Genomic DNA, 15,708 nt, shown 5'->3' with positions numbered 1-15,708 from the left:
TTGTTCTATTTTGCAGCAAACCTACGGGATTAATTTGTAAAGCTTGTTGCACTTTGATTATTATTTTTGGAACAGAAGCTTTTGATTAGCTTTGTATTTCGTTATAAATTCTATTTTTCCATGCAAAAAAGTGCTCAAGACGTATTAAAAGACATCAAACAACAAAAATTGGCACCGATTTATTTGATTCACGGGGATGAGCCATTTTTCATAGACCAGGTAGTTGATGCTTTTGAAAATAAGGTGTTGAGTCCAGATCAACAAAGCTTTAATCAATTTGTGATGTATGGAAAGGATCAAAGCTTGGGTGAAGTAATATCCTATGCTCGTAGATTTCCCATGATGTCTGACAAACAAGTCATCATTGTTAAGGAAGCGGTATTTTTAGAAGCCATGGTAAAAGGGAAAACAGATGCCAAGGAAAAAGGGAATTCGGATTGGAAAGCATGGGTAGATTATTGCGAAAGACCTACGGAGTCTACTATCCTTGTTTTTACTCTTAAAACTTTACTGACGGATAAATCAAAAATTTTGTCGCCCTTGGATAAAAAGGGAGTTGTAGTGGCTTCCAAAAAGATCAGTGAAGACCGATTGGGAATTTGGTTAAAGGATTATTTAGGATCACATTCCTTACATATTCAGGCCAATGCACAGGACTTAATGGTTTCTTTTGTTGGAACTGATTTAAAACGAATGGCCCATGAGGCGGATAAACTAATCGTCAATGTACCACAGGGCAAAGAAATTGGTTTAGACGAAGTTGAAAAGTTTATTGGGATTAGTCGAGAGTATAACTATTTCGAATATCAAAAAGCCATCGTTCAGCGAAATGCCGAAAAGGGACAGAAAATAGCTTTTTATTTTGCTGAGAATACCAAGCAAAATCCGGCTGCACCTATGCTAATCATGTTATTTAATTTTTTCTCCAAGGTTCTGCAAGTTCATGATTTAGGATCAATTTCTGACGGAGAAATGGCTAGCGCCATAGGTGTCAATCCTTATTTTGTAAAGGATTATATTATGGCAAAACGCAATTACCCACTTGGCAAGGTCGTTCGCATCATAGAAGCTATTAAAGATGCTGATTTACGCGTGAAAGGAGTTATTGGCAACAGTGATAAGGAAAGAGAAATAATTTTGGACCTTAGTTTTGAGATATTTAACCTTTAATTGATAGGTAAATAATCATCCGCTTTAACAAAGCCTAGCTGTCCCTCGAAATAGCAGTTTACCCAGATGTCCTTTTTTTGCCAATGGACGATTCTATTTCCTTTTTTTAGCATTTGTTTGACCGGTGCTGCTGAGGAGGCAAAATCTCTCAAATATGCCTTTTCCTTGGTGATTATCCCATATTTAAGTAAAGATGGAAAATTAGCAAACCATACCAAAAACAATAAATAAAAACCTAGGTAATACAAGCTATAGGCTTTGATTTTCATTTTTTTGACTTTTTTAAAGCTGAGAATTCCAACCACATAAAAAGCCAAGGCAAATAAAAATCCCATTAGGTAAGGAAAATAGGTAAAGTAAATCCACAGAAATTGATCCATGAGATTGATTTGAAAACCAGATAGCGACTGCCTATCCCCTATTTCTTGGAGCCTTTTAGCGATAGCAGGTCTATCCTGTTCTGCTTGCAGGCTGGATAAATAATATAATTCTTGTAGCCAATCGTTTTTGGCTTTAGCGATATAAGCTAATTTTAGGCGGATACTTTCATTTTCACTTCGCTGAGCATCAGCGAATGGTAAATAAATTTTTTCCGCCTCCAATAATCGATTGGATTTAAATAGAGAATCTGCTAAGGCTAATTGATTTCTATCTATTTGGCTATAAGCAGGTTGCCAAATGCCAAAAGAAAAAAGTACAAAAAATATAATTTTATTTAGATGGTACACTTGCATAATTCGAAAAACCGTACTAGTTTTGCACCGCAATAAGGGGAAAATGTTCTGCTTTTGCAAACTGAAGTTGGCCAGTGGCTAAACTTCCTTTCGACTCCAGAGTGGGTCAATTGATATACAAGCGTAAGCTTGATGATTCCGTAGCTCAGTTGGTAGAGCAATACACTTTTAATGTATGGGTCCTGGGTTCGAATCCCAGCGGGATCACTTCTAGTAAAATTAAAAGCCTCTAAATCAATCGTTTAGAGGCTTTTTTCATTTCAGGATATTCGTGACAATGATCTGAAAAAAATGAAAGCCCTTTCGGGCTCTCATTAAATAATCTAATCAAACTAAAAAACTTAATTCCAGGTACCAACGGCATATTGAAAAAGGACCATTTGATTTATGTGCCTCAACTGATCTATCTTTTTTAAGAGTTGATCTGAATTTAATTGCAATCGCTTTTGAGCAGATTGAATAAAATTATTTCCACCGGCATCCAAATGAGCTAGATCCTTGTAATACGTGAAGGCATAAAATTGACCACGTGAATCATCCGCTATGGGTACTATGGTTTGCCAAAAGCTCCATTCTTGTATCTCCCCTGCCTTGATTCGATCTTGGTGAACGCTTTTCATTTGCTTTTCGAAATTGACATAATTAAAGTAGTTTGAAACTGTAGTTTTCATCGTTTCTAACATGATAATGGAGTTCAAATCATTCGAACTTCCAGTACCCTCCAATAATTTGATTAGCATATTATTGGATACCGATTGTACCTTCTCTGTTTCAGCTAAAATGTTCGCAAAGCTGGGATCTTTTTTAACTAATTCCTGGTACTTATCCATAGGATACTGAGTGATTTTATTCAAATCAGAGCTAACATTGACAGAAATATAGTCATAATCGACACTGGCTGTCTTATAACCGTTTACTATAGGAAATGCAGCCCATTCATCAATAAAGCCCATTTCTTTTCTAATAAGATGAATGGTTTTCCACCTTTTTTCCAAGTTCATGGCTTCTTCTAAGCTATGTCCAGGTTTTAATTTGTGAAATGCGATGTTGGCATAAACGGTTTTTCCTTGCGCTTGTAGTTGAGTACTCACACTGATCATCACCAAAATGGAGAAGCTTAGAAAAAATATTTTTTTCATAGTTAAATAGATATGTTTTTTAATTGTTGGGAATGCGGGTTAAATAATCAATACGAATGGGATTTCTGAACTTAGCAGCTTTTTGATTTAATTCTGTCATCTTTTGATTTCCCTTTCTCGTTTCATTTCTAGAAGTTTGATGGGTATAATAATCCAATCTAGAACGATCAGGAAGCAATAACATAAAGGTATTGTTGGAATATCCCTCAATAGCTTGATAAGTGATGTAGTTATAATTAAATCCAGCTGCTTTTTCTTCCTTTAGGACCTCCTCTATGGTAGATTTAAATTCAGTTATTTTAGCCGATGGTACGGTAAAGAGTAATACCTTTCTAAAGTCATAATTTTCAATCTTGAAATCTGGAACAAGCATGGTATTGTTCTTAACTTGAACCCAAGTGGATCTACTAACAGGCTCTGCTTCATTTTCTCTCAATGATTTAGTAGCCTCAGGAAGCTCATCTATTACTTTTTTGGAAAGACTAATCCGCTGACTGGCATAGTCACCCAGATTTTTTTCTCCCGAAATAAAAATTAAACTGTAAATTTTACCCATTTCTGAAGAATGAGAAGCACGATTACTGACCAATTGCCCAGTGGTTTTTAACCACCAATTTCTAAGTATCGGATAGTTCTTTTTATACACATTTAAATCCGTCACCTTATTTTCATTTAAAATTAAATAGGTGTTTGGGGCTTCTTGTGCCAACATGAAACTGCTTGCCCATGTAATGCCCATTAATAAAAGAATGATTTTTTTCATAGTAGTATATTTATTGAAACTTGTGTTCACAATATTAGTATGCTACCTGCTCCCAATGGGACAGAATTAGGCTTTCATTTGTCCAAAAAATGATACAATTTGTCCGTATTTCGATCAAATACGGGTTCATGATGGGTCATTCACCCATTTTATTCCAAACCTTGGCTAATAAAATAGTAGATCCCTTTTTAATCAAAAATTAAAATATGATGGATTGAATTGAACTTAGTACATATCTACCACTACTTTGGTGGCTCTACCACTCACCGCCATTTCCATTGCCTTACCAATTTTGTTTAAAGGAAAGCGACCAGAAATAATTTTTCCTGGATGAATTTCACCTCGAGCAATCAAGTCGATGGTTTCCGCAAAGTCACTAGGATGGTCATAAATGATAGAAGGTAATATGGAAATACCCTCCCGGGCAATTTTTAATGGTACAAATTGTGCCAATTCATTAGCTAATCCTACTAAAATAATTTCGGAGCCTCTTGGAGCTGTTTCTAAGATTAAATTAGTGGCTTTGGCTACACCAACACAATCAAAAATGGCGACTACTTCCTGATCATATAAAAATGATGCTAATGATTCTTCTGGTAAAGATTTGGCTCCCATGGCGATGGCCATGGCTTTTTTTTCCTCGTTTAAATCTTTTACATATACCTGAAATCCTTTGCTTAAGGCCAATTGACATAATAAAAGTCCGATGGCCCCTAATCCAAAAATGGCTATTTTTTCAGTTGATTTGGCGGAACAACAATGTAATGCATGTACTGCCACGGCAAGAGGTTCAATGCAAACCGCATCTTGATCGGAAATGCCATCAGGTATTTTCCAACAAAATTTAGCATCAATACAGATATACTCCGCAAAACATCCAGGTGAATTAACGCCCAAAACTTGCTTGTTTGGACAAATATTGCCTTTTCCCTGTAGGCAAAATCGACAAGCTCCGCAGGGAATATTGGGCTCAATGACTACTCGTTCACCCATAGAAAAACCATGTGCTTCAGTTCCCAATTCTTCGATATGCCCCAATCCTTCATGGCCTAAAACGGTAGGTACAGCTAAGCTTCGATCACCCAAAAATAAATGTACATCTGAGCCACAAATGCCAGTTGATTTTAAACGGATTAAAACCTCATTCGACTTGGGAATTGGCTTGTCGAATTCTTTAAGGCTTAATTGATGGGGTTTTTCTAAAACGGCAGCATTCATAGTTTTTCAGATGGTAAGGTTCGAATAATCAACCCCATCACCAATAGTGGTAAAGAAAATAAGACAAATAATATTGTGTTTCCAACTTGGCTATCTGATAAGATTCCGAATATGGCTGGACCTAAAATGGCACCTAGTCGACCAATACCCACCGTATATCCCACTCCTGTAGCTCGAATGGAGGTCGGATAAATACGTGAAAGTATGGGCCAAATTCCATTGAAACCTCCTTGGGCAAAAACACCGATGAACATCACCAAAATAAATATGAGTAGGGTATTTAATGTCAAAAAGGCATACAATTGCATGACGGTAAAGGCTGCCAACATATAAATGAAATGAGTCTTTTTTAATCCAAATTTTGAACCCAAAGCACCAATAGAGGATGAACCAATTGCTGCTCCAATATTGAGTGAAATACCCACATAGGTGGCTAATTCGAAGGGCATACCTGCGTCTTTTGCAATGGTGGGTACCCAGCTCATAACAGTATATAAAGTCATAAAACCAAAAAATGCAGCCAACCAAAGTCGCCAAGTATTGGGTTTAAATTCTTCTGTCAACAAAACTTTAACCCCTTGTTCTTCCGTCTTTTTACTCCTAAATTCTTCCGAATCTTTCATCACAAAAAAGACCAAAGCTGTCATGAAGGCTGAAAAACAACCCGCCAGAAAAAACGCATAGTGCCAACCTTTCATAGGAATAATTTCAGCAGCAATTAATCCTGTAAGAATAGCACCAATGGGCCATCCAGCTTGAATTAAGCCAACATTGAAATCTCGGTATTTGTCGTTAGAATACTCGGCAGCCGTGGTTGCAATGGTGGGTAAAATACCTCCAATTCCCAAACCTGTTAGAAATCGCCAAGCGAGAATCGGTACATAAGCATCTGCAAATGCTACCCCAAACATCCCCACACTAATCATAAACAATGAAATAATAAATATTCTTCTTCTGCCGTATTGATCTGCTAAGGGAGCTAAAGAAAAGCAACCTAGGGTCATTCCTGCTAAACCAGCACTAAAAATATAACCCATTTCAGCTTTTGATAAACCAAATTCACGAATGATTTCGGAACTAGAGAATGAAACAATAAGTACATCTATTCCATCATTGAAATTCATTAAAAAACACAAAGCCACCATTAATACCTGAAATGCAGACATGGGGGTATCACTGCTACTTATTTTTTGTTCTTTCATTATTCTAAAAATCCTCCTTGCGGTTTAATTCCTTTTTTTACCCAATTCCTTAATGTGTCAAATGATGTTGCCATTTGTTGGGCTGTAAAGGCACAATGAGCTTGCCCATTGGTGTATTTCACAGTAAAATACTGATCTTTTTGCAGCTGGTGCACCATGTTTTCGTAATTCACCACTGCGTAAGTCGGTGGAATCAATTGATCATAAATCGTATGCACTAATAATACAGGCTTATTGATATTGCCAGTACGATCATATCTGGAAAATAATGGGTTGGGATTTTTAGTTGCCACTAATCTTTCTGCTAGCCGGTTCGTTAATAAATCATCCGGAAAACCTGAATAGACCGTTTGGAGGTTATCAAATGGATTTCCTCCGAATCGGATGGCTAAATCCCGGAGTACATTTTGATTAAAAAATAAGGAACCTCCAAGATCCTTTAATTTTAAGTCAAATCGCTTGGCGAATGCTTTTGCCAATACAGAATCCTTCTCCATGATAGCTTTAATGATTTGACCAATTTTAGGTCCAGCTTGGGCTAAATTGACATATCCCACAGATGAGTTTACATCAAAAATTTCTTTTAAACTGGGTATAATTCTAGGAAATAGCCCATTGAAGGTAGCGTACATATCAAATTCTTTTCTACACTGTAAATATGGCCTAGAAGATAATGGACATAATGGAAGAGCACCATGGTAATTTTCTCCATAATTTTCCATGATTCCTAAAGTAATTCCTCCTCCCATGGAATGTCCCATCATGAAGGTTGAATCAGGTTTAGCTACCTTTTTGACAAAGGCCTGTCGTAGTTCTTCTGTAGCATCTATACCTTCTGATAATACAAAACCAACATCAGGGTAATCAGAGGCTGCTATGGCAAAACCCCGATCTAAAATGACTTGTAAGCGTTTATCTAATCCGAGGTTGGCATCTTGGGGCTTTTGACCTTGAAACTGGTAGCCATGGGCATACATGACTAATTTTTTATTCCAATTGGTAGGAATTAATATTTGGTATGTCCCTCCTTTTAGGACCCCAACATCTTTTTTTTCAATTTGGCCAAAGAGAGAAAAGCTGACTAATAAGGTTAATAAGATTACCTTCATGGTTAATTTTGGATTAGGTATTTGATGGTATTATTCGGTTTCAAACTTTTAAATTACCAAATTTTCTCCCATTTTTTCTAATTCTAATTCCTGAAAATAAATGAATACAGTCCAAATACATGGCCAAAATTACCGAGCATTTTTTGGATGGGAATTGATAGCTCAGTTTATTTCAGCTTATTTTTTAGCTTTTAATATTTAGCTTAACTTTCCTTATCTGAAATTTGAGTAAGAAATTACTCAAATTGGGTTTTAAGGATTATACATCTATCACATTTTATTTGATTGGGATTATTTATGAAAAAATCAGTCTTTTTAGGTCTTTTTTTGCTTGTTTTCTTTTCGATTTCTATATGGACACCCCTTCGGGCTCAAAAGAATTCATTAAAGAACAGTCGGGTTTTGGTCTATACCAAAAATGGAGTGGGCTATGTCCATGATAATATTCCTTCGGCTGTAGCTTGCATACAAGATCTAGGACTAGCCAATAAGTTTTTAGTGGATGTTTCCGACGACCCTACTGTTTTTGCAGAAGCAAATTTGAAAAAATACACCTTGATTATTTTTACAAGTACCAACAATGACGTGTTTGCCACTGATGAGCAGCGCCTGGCATTTAGAAGGTATATTGAAGCTGGAGGAGGTTTTGTCGGGGTTCATTCCGTTACCGGTACCGAAAGAAAATGGTCATGGTTTAAATCAATGGTAGGTGAAACATTTACTTGGCATGCCAATTTCCAGTCCTTTTCTTTAATCAATATCAATCCTAAACATCCATCTATGGAAGGTATACCCGCTGTTTGGACAAAAGAAGATGAATGTTATTTTGGTAGAGAAATGTACCCGGGCATTCAAGTTTTGATGATGCATGATGTGCGTAGCTTGGATAAAAAGCAATCGGATTTAATTCAAAAGCATGTAGGTACATTTGGTGATTATTTCCCAGCGGTTTGGTTTCAACACTTTCAAGGGGGGAATATTTGGGTGACTACCTTGGGGCATTCTAAAACGGATTATCAAAATCCATCCTACCGAAATCACCTTTTGCAAGGGATTAAATATGTGGCAAGTCAATTCAAAGGAATTGATTTCAATAAGGCTTTTTCCACTGGCAAAGATGATCAATTAAGATTTGACAAATAGTACGGAAAATTTCTAATATTTGACAAAATATTAAGATTTGAGCGATCATTCTTTTTAATGAATCTTTTTTTATTTCTTTTCTATTTTAAAGGTTTAGGTGATTATTTCCAGGTATAAGGATATTAATTGTCAAATATTTTTCTACTTTTTGGAAAAATTTAATCATGGATAAAACTACTTATCTATCAGTAGACCATTATATTGAGTGTCATGATTCGGATAAACAAGTGCGACTACAAGCTATTCGTAAAATAGTGAAGCAATTGCTCCCAGACGCCTTGGAAGTAATTTCATATTATATGCCGGCTTTCAAGTGGAAAGGGAAGATTTTACTCTACTTTGGAGCTTTTAAAGAACATATTAGTTTGTTTCCTCATGCAAGTTGTATTGAAGCATTTCAGGATAAATCAACAGATTATGTCATGTCTAAGGGTACCATTCAATTCCCAATGAATAAAGATTTACCTATTCAATTAATCCAGGAAATGGTGCAATACCGAATTCTGGAAATGGAACTCAAGTTTCAAAAGAATAAATTAACCTAGCATTTTAAACCTATTTTATCATATGATCAATCGTAGACATTTTTTACAATCAAGCAGCCTAGCTTTAGGTGCCTTAAGTTTCTCTCCTTCAAGTTGGACCTGGGCAGGTGATGAACCAGAACTTTGCCGTGGAGGCTATTTTACAGAGGCCGAAGGAAAGGCGTTTTTGGAACAGCATAAACCCCAGAATCTTAAAGCTTGGAATAAACGCTCCGATCAAATACGAAAGCAAATCAAAGCAGGCATGGAATTGAATAAAATGCCTATAGCGCCTAAATCTACGCCTATTATTCATAGTAAAAAGGAATATAATGGCTATACCATTGAAAATGTAGCCTTTGAAAGTATTCCAGGATTTTATGTGACAGGAAACCTGTATCGCCCAGCTGAATTAGTTGCTGGAAAATCGTATCCAGGAATATTATGTACCCATGGGCATGATGGAGCAGCAGAAGGTAGGTTTAGAGAACAAACACAGCGCCGCTGTGCTACGCTTGCCCGAATGGGTGCTATTGTTTTTACCTATGATATGTTAGGGTATGGAGATGCACAGCAATGCTCACACAACATCAAAAAGTCTTTAAAATTACAGACTATTAATGGCACACGCGCATTGGATTTTCTTCTGAGTCTTCCACAAGTAGATCCTGAACGAATTGCTATGACGGGTGAATCGGGTGGTGGTACACAAACCTTTTTATTGGCAGCGATCGACAGTCGGATTAAAGTAGCCGTTCCCTGTGTCATGGTTTCGGCTCATTTCTTTGGAGGGTGCAATTGTGAAAGCGGCATGCCTATTCATAAGAAAGGTGATTATCAAACGAATAACGTAGAAATAGCTGCTTTAACAGCTCCAAGGCCTATGTTATTGATTTCCGATGGAGCCGACTGGACCAAGAATACCCCTCAAGTTGAATTTCCATTTATACAACATATTTATTCCTTATACCAGAAAGATACTTTAGTTGAAAATGTTCATTTAGCCAAAGATGTTCATGATTATGGTATAAACAAGCGATTAGCCCTATACCCATTCTTAGCCAAGCACTTGAACCTGGATATGAGTCTGATTTTGAATAAAAAAGGAGAAGTAGATGAAAATAAATCAGTCATATTGACCAATCAAGAACTTCGTGTTTTCAATGCTCAACATCCTCTGCCATCCAATGCCCTACAAGGTGACGATGCGGTGATGGCGGTTTTGTAAGTGAATAGGGATTAGGGTTTAGTGATTAGGGATTAGTTGTTAGGGTTTAGTGTTTAGAATATAGTTATTAGGGTTTATTGAATAGAATATAGTTATGAGGGTTTAGTGATTAGAGTATAGTGATGAGGGTTTAGTGTTTAGAGTATAGTTATGAGGGTTTATGGTTTAGGGATTAGTTGTTAGGGTTTAGTGATTAGAGTATAGTTATGAGGGGAATATAGTTATGAGGGTTTAGTGATTAGTTATTATTGTTTAATGTGTGCTTGAAACGATGGTAATGCTTTCATATAAATTGACTTTTTTGATCAATATATTTCAAGACTACCCCCTAACTCCTAACCCCTAAACCCTAACCCCTAAACCCTAACCCCTAAACCCTAACCCCTAACCCCTAACCCCTAACCCCTAACCCCTAAACCCTAACAACTAATCCCTAATCACTAAACCCTAATCCCTAACAACTAACCCCTAATCACTAACAATCAACACCTTCCCATTCCTCCCTGGAGTTTGATAAGCCTCAATGGCTTCTTGAAAATTCTCTAATGGATAGGTAGTAGGCACATCCATTTGAATACTTTCTTTAGCTAAGTGTTCAAATACCGATTTAATGGCCGAAAACCGCTTTTCAGAACTAAGACTTTCCATCCAACTAGTTAACCAAAAGCCCTTTACGCTTAAATTTTTAAAGATTAGTAAACCCGAATTTAATGGAATGTTTTCTAAGCTTAATAAACCGAATACATGCATGGTCCCTCCTATTTCAAGGCAATTTAAAATTTGAGCGGCAAGTTGTCCACCCACAGCATCAAAAATGGCTTGAACCCCTTGAGGAGCTTTTTCTTTGATGATCTTGCTTACTTTTTCATTTTCTGTATCAACTACTAAATCTGCCCCTAAATCATAAAGATGTCTTTTTTGAGCAGCTTGGCGAACCGTAGCTGCCACCCAAATACCTTTTTGCTTGGCCATCTGTATCACCAATTTCCCCCATGCCGAGGCTCCGGCAGTTATCAATAATTTATCTCCCTCTTTCAATCCACTGGCTTCCAACATGGCATAAGCCGTTAAGGGATTAATGAAAGCCTGACAAGCCATTTCATTGCTCATATTAGTAGGCACCGGAATAACCGAATTGACAGGAATACATACATATTCTTTCCAAGTTCCTATAGCCGTAAATATAACGCGAGTACCTATGGGATATGATTGATTACTATCTGTTGTTTCAATAAGTCCAACGGCTTCAAAGCCAGCACTACAAGGTAATTTAGGCTGAATACCATATAATCCTTGAATAAACATGATATCAGATGGATTGATATTCCTAGCTACAACCTTTATTCTAAGCTCATGAGGTTGCGGTTCAGGCATAGGGGATTCAACTAGCTTAAGGACATCTTTGGGTAATCCAGTTTGTTCAAAAATAACTTGTTTCATGCGGTTGGATTTTAAAAGCGGAAATAAAAAAGGAATATAAAAAAAAACTTGGAGAGCCCACCTAAATTTAGCTTAGAATGCTTAAATTGTTTCTTAACAAAACAATATTTTATGTATCCATTTACATTGTTTTCCCTAGAAGGGAAAGTGGCATTAATTACTGGTGCGAGCAAGGGAATTGGTTTAAGTATAGCAGAGGCATTTGCCCAGGCTGGCGCTAAAGTGGTTATAAGTAGTAGAAAACAAGAGTCTTTGGATGAAATGGCACTGGAGCTTCGCGAAAAAGGTTTATCGGTAGAAGCGGTAGCTTGTCACGTAGGTCATATGGATGAATTACAAGCTTTGGTGGATCAAACCATTGATTTATACGGACAATTAGACATTGTTGTGAATAATGCCGCCACTAATCCGGTTTTTGGTCCAGTGGAAGATACCAGCTTGGAAGCTTTTGATAAAATCATAGAGGTTAATTTAAAGGCTCCATTTCAATTGATGAAAATTTGTTTTCCCTATCTTAAAAAATCAGATGCTGCTTCCGTCATTAATATTTCATCCATTGGTGGATTATCGCCAGAGGCTGGTTTAGGAATATATAGTGTCAGTAAAGCGGCATTAATTTCCATGACTGAAGTATTTGCCAAAGAATGGGGCGAGCATGGTATCCGAGTAAATGCTATTTGTCCGGGATTAATCAAGACAAAGTTTTCGGAAGCCTTATGGGATAATGAACATATCTTAAAACACATGATGAAAAGCTTACCGATCAAACGGGTAGGAAAACCTGAGGAAATAGCTGCTGCGGCCCTTTATTTAGCTTCTGAGGCATCTTCTTATACAACAGGTACCGTTTTAACTGCCGATGGCGGATTTACCATTTAAACATTATGGAAGCTCTACCTCATTTATTTATTTCTGATCGGGTTGCTACTTTATTGCCTCAATATAGGCAATTTGTTGAGCAGCATATTTTTCCCTTGGAGCAAGGTGCTATTTATGGATCTTTTAAAGCTCATTTACCTGCTTTACATGATCTAAGGCGAAAAGCTAAATCTGCAGGTTTGTTTGCTCCCCATTTATCTTTACAGGATGGTGGTCTAGGTCTTAGCCTTTTGGAGTTTGCTTCTATTTCTGAGGTGCTGGGTCTAAGTCCTTTGGGCCATTTTGTATTTAATTGCCAGGCTCCCGATATCGGAAATATGGAATTGATGCACCGATTTGCTTCCGAAGAACTAAAAGCCAAGTACTTGCATGCTTTGCAACAAGGTGAAATACGTTCTTGTTTTGCCATGACAGAACCAGAACATGCGGGGAGTAATCCCATTCACTTGTCTACCAGAGCTGTGTTGGATGGAGATGAATATGTTATCAATGGACATAAATGGTTTACCTCCTCCGCTGATGGAGCACATTTTACGATTGTTATGGCGGTAACAGATCCTGAAAATACCAATCCCTACCAAAGGGCTAGTATGATTTTAGTTCCATTGGATAATCCAGGGTATCGACTTATCCGAAATATTCCCATCATGGGTGATGTTGGGGAAGATTATTTATCCCATGCTGAAATTGAATTTAAAGATTGCCGCGTACCCAAATCGAATTTAATTGGAGAAGCTGGAGCAGGTTTTGCATTAGCTCAAGAGCGTTTAGGGCCTGGAAGAATACATCATTGCATGCGTTGGATTGGAATCTGTGAGCGAGTAATGGAATTAACATGCAAAAGAGCCCTTTCAAGGGAATTAAATCCACATCATGTATTGGCTGAACAGCAAAGCATTCAACATGGAATAGCTGAAAGCGCGGCTGAAATTAAGGCTTCCCGTTTGATGGTCTTACAAACAGCTTATCTCATAGAGAAATATGGTTCCAAAGCTGCCAAAGAAGATATTTCAACGATCAAGTTTTATGTTTCTAATGTATTGATGCGTGTGATAGATAAGGCCATTCAAGTACATGGCGCCTTAGGAATCACCGATGACACCTTATTATCTTTTTGGTATCGTCATGAAAGAGGGGCTAAAATCTATGATGGTCCTGACGAGGTTCATAAGACAGTGTTAGCCAAAAGAATTATTCAATCCTATGCCAATCGATGATTGATTTACAGCGTGCATCCTTATTAGCCTATTTATCGGAACATTTACATGTTCCTGCATCTGATTTTCAAATAAAACCATTTAAAGGTGGGTTTTCCAATTTGACCTTTGGAATCGAAGCTCAAGGTAAAAAATGGGTTCTGAGGAGGCCACCATTAGGAAAGAAAATTTCCAAGGCACATGATATGGTGCGTGAATTTAGGATTTTGGAAGGATTGCAAAGGGCGGGTTATCAGAAAATCCCTAGACCCATTTTATGTTGTGAAGATGAAGGAATTTGGGATGCTCCATTTTTTATTATGGAACATGTCGAAGGGCCCATTTTAAGAAATAAAATGCCTGAGGGTTTAGATTTGGCTCCCTCTTTTTTTCAAAAACTATCGGCTCATTCTTTAGATGTTTTAATTGAATTACACCAGTTGGAACTAGAAAAGTCAGGTTTAGGACTTTTGGGTAAACCTGAGGGATTTGTTTCAAGGCAGGTTCATGGATGGGCAGAGCGTTATGAAAAGGCAATGACGGAGGAGATTTTAGATATGAATCATCTTGCTGATTGGTTGAAACAACATTTGCCCAAGGAAGAACAGGTAGGATTTATCCACAATGATTTTAAATACGATAATTTGGTCCTAAGCAGTTTTGAAAATCCAGAAATCAAAGCAGTACTTGATTGGGAAATGGCTACCGTGGGTGATCCCTTAATGGATTTAGGAACAGTTTTAGCCTATTGGGCGGAGGCTCAGGATCCCGAAATTTTAAAAATGTTTAATTTGTCCTATACAGAGGGAAATTTTACTCGGCAACAAGTCATTGATTATTATGCTCAGCATAGTTCCTTGAAGGTAGATAATATCCATTTTTACTATGCTTTTGGTTTATTTAAGGTAGGTGTGATAGCCCAACAAATCTACCAAAGACATGTGCAAGGTTTTGCACCAGATCCACGATTTGCTGCCTTAATCCATGTGGTTAAAGCATGTGGGAAATTAGCTGTTCAAAGTATCTTAACTCATCGAATTTAATATGGAAATCCAACAAGTATGTATTTTAGGTGCTGGAACCTTGGGTAGCCGCATTGGCTTTCAAGCAGCTTTATCAGGCTTTGAGGTTAAAATCTATGATGTCCATGAGGCTTCATTTCAATTGTCCAAGAAGATGATAGACAAGATTGCCGAAGGTTTGGTGTCCAGTAAAATTTATTCAACCGAAGCTATTCAGTTGGCTCTTGCTCGATTAAGCTACACATTGGATGATGAGGAGGCTGTAGCTTCTGCTGATATTATTTCTGAATCAGTAACAGAGGATTTATCTATCAAGCAAAAAGTTTGGGAAAGAATGGGCCAAATAGCCCCCGAAAAAACCATCTTTACTACCAATACGTCTTATCTCCTTCCCTCCTCTTTGGCCTCTTTTACGGGCCGACCTGCCCGCTTTTGTGCTTTTCATTTTCATGATGTTTTTTATTCAAGAATTGTGGACATCATGCCTCATCCTGGCACAGATACAGCGTTAATCTCCGTCTTAGAGGAATTTGGGCGGAGGCTTAATCAAGTTCCTGTGTTAGTCAAAAAAGAAAACCACGGCTATATTTTTAATGTCATGCTGCTGTCTTTTTTGGGTGCCGCAGGAAAATTATTAGTTAATGAGGTGGCTTCGATAGAAGATATTGATAAATCTTGGATGGTTAATTTTCATGTACCCATGGGACCTTTTGCCATCTTAGACTCGATTGGACTAGATACAGCTTGGCACGTAACGCATCAATTACCCGATGCTAATTCTAAGGCATTTGCGGCACTATTAAAGACTTATATTGATGCTGGTAAACTAGGCCAAAAATCGGGAGAAGGGTTTTATACTTACAAACCTTAATCAATGTAGAATGTAGAATGAAGAATGTACAATTAGTTGGTAGTAAAACTTTCCCATTCTTCATTACCCA

Annotated in this window: 15 protein-coding genes and 1 tRNA gene; 9 read left to right on the top strand and 7 right to left on the bottom strand. The window is 37.4% G+C overall.

Annotated features, from left to right (window positions below; genetic code table 11):
• Nucleotides 1-120: 120 nt before the first annotated feature.
• Nucleotides 121-1,170, top strand: a complete 1,050-nt coding sequence (holA, locus tag ACST15_RS02200) for a DNA polymerase III subunit delta (protein WP_459453013.1) — start codon at nucleotides 121-123, stop codon at nucleotides 1,168-1,170.
• Here holA and ACST15_RS02195 read toward each other — a convergent pair.
• On the bottom strand, nucleotides 1,167-1,904 hold the full coding sequence (locus ACST15_RS02195) for a hypothetical protein (RefSeq protein ID WP_459453012.1): 738 nt from the start codon (nucleotides 1,902-1,904) through the stop codon (nucleotides 1,167-1,169). The two genes, holA and ACST15_RS02195, sit on opposite strands and share 4 nt — an antisense overlap.
• 134 nt (nucleotides 1,905-2,038) lie before the next feature.
• On the opposite strand from ACST15_RS02195, the gene ACST15_RS02190 reads away from it, so the two are divergent.
• A tRNA-Lys gene (locus ACST15_RS02190) sits at nucleotides 2,039-2,111 on the top strand.
• 134 nt (nucleotides 2,112-2,245) lie between these two features.
• Here ACST15_RS02190 and ACST15_RS02185 read toward each other — a convergent pair.
• The 5 genes from ACST15_RS02185 to ACST15_RS02165 form a co-directional block, all read right to left on the bottom strand.
• Nucleotides 2,246-3,043: a hypothetical protein gene (locus ACST15_RS02185; RefSeq protein WP_459453011.1), complete on the bottom strand. Its 798-nt coding sequence runs from the start codon at nucleotides 3,041-3,043 to the stop codon at nucleotides 2,246-2,248.
• Between the two features lie 19 nt (nucleotides 3,044-3,062).
• Complete coding sequence (locus tag ACST15_RS02180; protein WP_459453010.1) at nucleotides 3,063-3,806, bottom strand: hypothetical protein; 744 nt, start codon at nucleotides 3,804-3,806, stop codon at nucleotides 3,063-3,065.
• 225 nt (nucleotides 3,807-4,031) lie between these two features.
• A complete protein-coding gene (locus tag ACST15_RS02175; RefSeq protein WP_459453009.1) occupies nucleotides 4,032-5,024 on the bottom strand; it encodes a zinc-dependent alcohol dehydrogenase in 993 nt (330 codons plus the stop codon).
• Nucleotides 5,021-6,226: an MFS transporter gene (locus tag ACST15_RS02170; RefSeq protein WP_459453008.1), complete on the bottom strand. Its 1,206-nt coding sequence runs from the start codon at nucleotides 6,224-6,226 to the stop codon at nucleotides 5,021-5,023. Before ACST15_RS02170 ends, ACST15_RS02175 begins: the two co-directional genes overlap by 4 nt.
• On the bottom strand, nucleotides 6,226-7,335 hold the full coding sequence (locus tag ACST15_RS02165) for an alpha/beta hydrolase family protein (protein ID WP_459453007.1): 1,110 nt from the start codon (nucleotides 7,333-7,335) through the stop codon (nucleotides 6,226-6,228). Before ACST15_RS02165 ends, ACST15_RS02170 begins: the two co-directional genes overlap by 1 nt.
• A gap of 297 nt (nucleotides 7,336-7,632) precedes the next feature.
• Between ACST15_RS02165 and ACST15_RS02160 the strand changes: the two genes are divergently transcribed.
• The 3 genes from ACST15_RS02160 (at nucleotide 7,633) to ACST15_RS02150 (ending at nucleotide 10,230) form a co-directional block, all read left to right on the top strand.
• A complete protein-coding gene (locus ACST15_RS02160) occupies nucleotides 7,633-8,478 on the top strand; it encodes a ThuA domain-containing protein (RefSeq protein WP_459453006.1) in 846 nt (281 codons plus the stop codon).
• A 164-nt stretch (nucleotides 8,479-8,642) separates the two neighbouring features.
• Nucleotides 8,643-9,023, top strand: a complete 381-nt coding sequence (locus ACST15_RS02155) for an iron chaperone (protein WP_459453005.1) — start codon at nucleotides 8,643-8,645, stop codon at nucleotides 9,021-9,023.
• A gap of 22 nt (nucleotides 9,024-9,045) precedes the next feature.
• Nucleotides 9,046-10,230, top strand: coding sequence for an alpha/beta hydrolase family protein (locus ACST15_RS02150; RefSeq protein WP_459453004.1), 1,185 nt, complete (start codon nucleotides 9,046-9,048; stop codon nucleotides 10,228-10,230).
• A 468-nt stretch (nucleotides 10,231-10,698) separates the two neighbouring features.
• Here the strand turns inward: ACST15_RS02150 and ACST15_RS02145 are convergent, their stop codons facing one another.
• Nucleotides 10,699-11,670 (bottom strand): zinc-dependent alcohol dehydrogenase family protein, encoded by a 972-nt coding sequence (locus tag ACST15_RS02145; RefSeq protein ID WP_459453003.1) that lies wholly within the window; start codon nucleotides 11,668-11,670, stop codon nucleotides 10,699-10,701.
• A gap of 111 nt (nucleotides 11,671-11,781) precedes the next feature.
• Here ACST15_RS02145 and ACST15_RS02140 point away from each other — a divergent pair, with 111 nt between their 5' ends.
• The 4 genes from ACST15_RS02140 to ACST15_RS02125 are packed head-to-tail and all read left to right on the top strand — an operon-like array spanning nucleotide 11,782 to nucleotide 15,638.
• A complete protein-coding gene (locus ACST15_RS02140) occupies nucleotides 11,782-12,549 on the top strand; it encodes a glucose 1-dehydrogenase (protein ID WP_459453002.1) in 768 nt (255 codons plus the stop codon).
• Nucleotides 12,550-12,554: 5 nt separating this feature from the next.
• Nucleotides 12,555-13,766 carry an acyl-CoA dehydrogenase family protein gene (locus ACST15_RS02135; RefSeq protein ID WP_459453001.1) on the top strand — a complete coding sequence of 404 codons (1,212 nt, stop codon included), beginning with the start codon at nucleotides 12,555-12,557 and terminating at the stop codon, nucleotides 13,764-13,766.
• On the top strand, nucleotides 13,763-14,788 hold the full coding sequence (locus tag ACST15_RS02130; protein ID WP_459453000.1) for a phosphotransferase family protein: 1,026 nt from the start codon (nucleotides 13,763-13,765) through the stop codon (nucleotides 14,786-14,788). Before ACST15_RS02135 ends, ACST15_RS02130 begins: the two co-directional genes overlap by 4 nt.
• Nucleotide 14,789: 1 nt before the next feature.
• On the top strand, nucleotides 14,790-15,638 hold the full coding sequence (locus ACST15_RS02125) for a 3-hydroxyacyl-CoA dehydrogenase (protein WP_459452999.1): 849 nt from the start codon (nucleotides 14,790-14,792) through the stop codon (nucleotides 15,636-15,638).
• Nucleotides 15,639-15,708 lie beyond the last annotated feature (70 nt).

The sequence above is a fragment of the Aquirufa sp. Wall-65K1 genome (assembly GCF_054558475.1).
The sequence above is the reverse complement of the archived record's forward strand: the minus strand, read 5'-3'. Positions and strand labels throughout refer to the sequence as shown.

Excerpts from the sequence above, each read along its gene's own strand:
- holA (WP_459453013.1), top strand. The coding sequence starts at position 121 with ATGCAAAAAAGTGCTCAAGACGTATTAAAAGACATCAAACAACAAAAA.
- ACST15_RS02195 (WP_459453012.1), bottom strand. The coding sequence starts at position 1,904 with ATGCAAGTGTACCATCTAAATAAAATTATATTTTTTGTACTTTTTTCT.
- ACST15_RS02185 (WP_459453011.1), bottom strand. The coding sequence starts at position 3,043 with ATGAAAAAAATATTTTTTCTAAGCTTCTCCATTTTGGTGATGATCAGT.
- ACST15_RS02180 (WP_459453010.1), bottom strand. The coding sequence starts at position 3,806 with ATGAAAAAAATCATTCTTTTATTAATGGGCATTACATGGGCAAGCAGT.
- ACST15_RS02175 (WP_459453009.1), bottom strand. The coding sequence starts at position 5,024 with ATGAATGCTGCCGTTTTAGAAAAACCCCATCAATTAAGCCTTAAAGAA.
- ACST15_RS02170 (WP_459453008.1), bottom strand. The coding sequence starts at position 6,226 with ATGAAAGAACAAAAAATAAGTAGCAGTGATACCCCCATGTCTGCATTT.
- ACST15_RS02165 (WP_459453007.1), bottom strand. The coding sequence starts at position 7,335 with ATGAAGGTAATCTTATTAACCTTATTAGTCAGCTTTTCTCTCTTTGGC.
- ACST15_RS02160 (WP_459453006.1), top strand. The coding sequence starts at position 7,633 with ATGAAAAAATCAGTCTTTTTAGGTCTTTTTTTGCTTGTTTTCTTTTCG.
- ACST15_RS02155 (WP_459453005.1), top strand. The coding sequence starts at position 8,643 with ATGGATAAAACTACTTATCTATCAGTAGACCATTATATTGAGTGTCAT.
- ACST15_RS02150 (WP_459453004.1), top strand. The coding sequence starts at position 9,046 with ATGATCAATCGTAGACATTTTTTACAATCAAGCAGCCTAGCTTTAGGT.
- ACST15_RS02145 (WP_459453003.1), bottom strand. The coding sequence starts at position 11,670 with ATGAAACAAGTTATTTTTGAACAAACTGGATTACCCAAAGATGTCCTT.
- ACST15_RS02140 (WP_459453002.1), top strand. The coding sequence starts at position 11,782 with ATGTATCCATTTACATTGTTTTCCCTAGAAGGGAAAGTGGCATTAATT.
- ACST15_RS02135 (WP_459453001.1), top strand. The coding sequence starts at position 12,555 with ATGGAAGCTCTACCTCATTTATTTATTTCTGATCGGGTTGCTACTTTA.
- ACST15_RS02130 (WP_459453000.1), top strand. The coding sequence starts at position 13,763 with ATGATTGATTTACAGCGTGCATCCTTATTAGCCTATTTATCGGAACAT.
- ACST15_RS02125 (WP_459452999.1), top strand. The coding sequence starts at position 14,790 with ATGGAAATCCAACAAGTATGTATTTTAGGTGCTGGAACCTTGGGTAGC.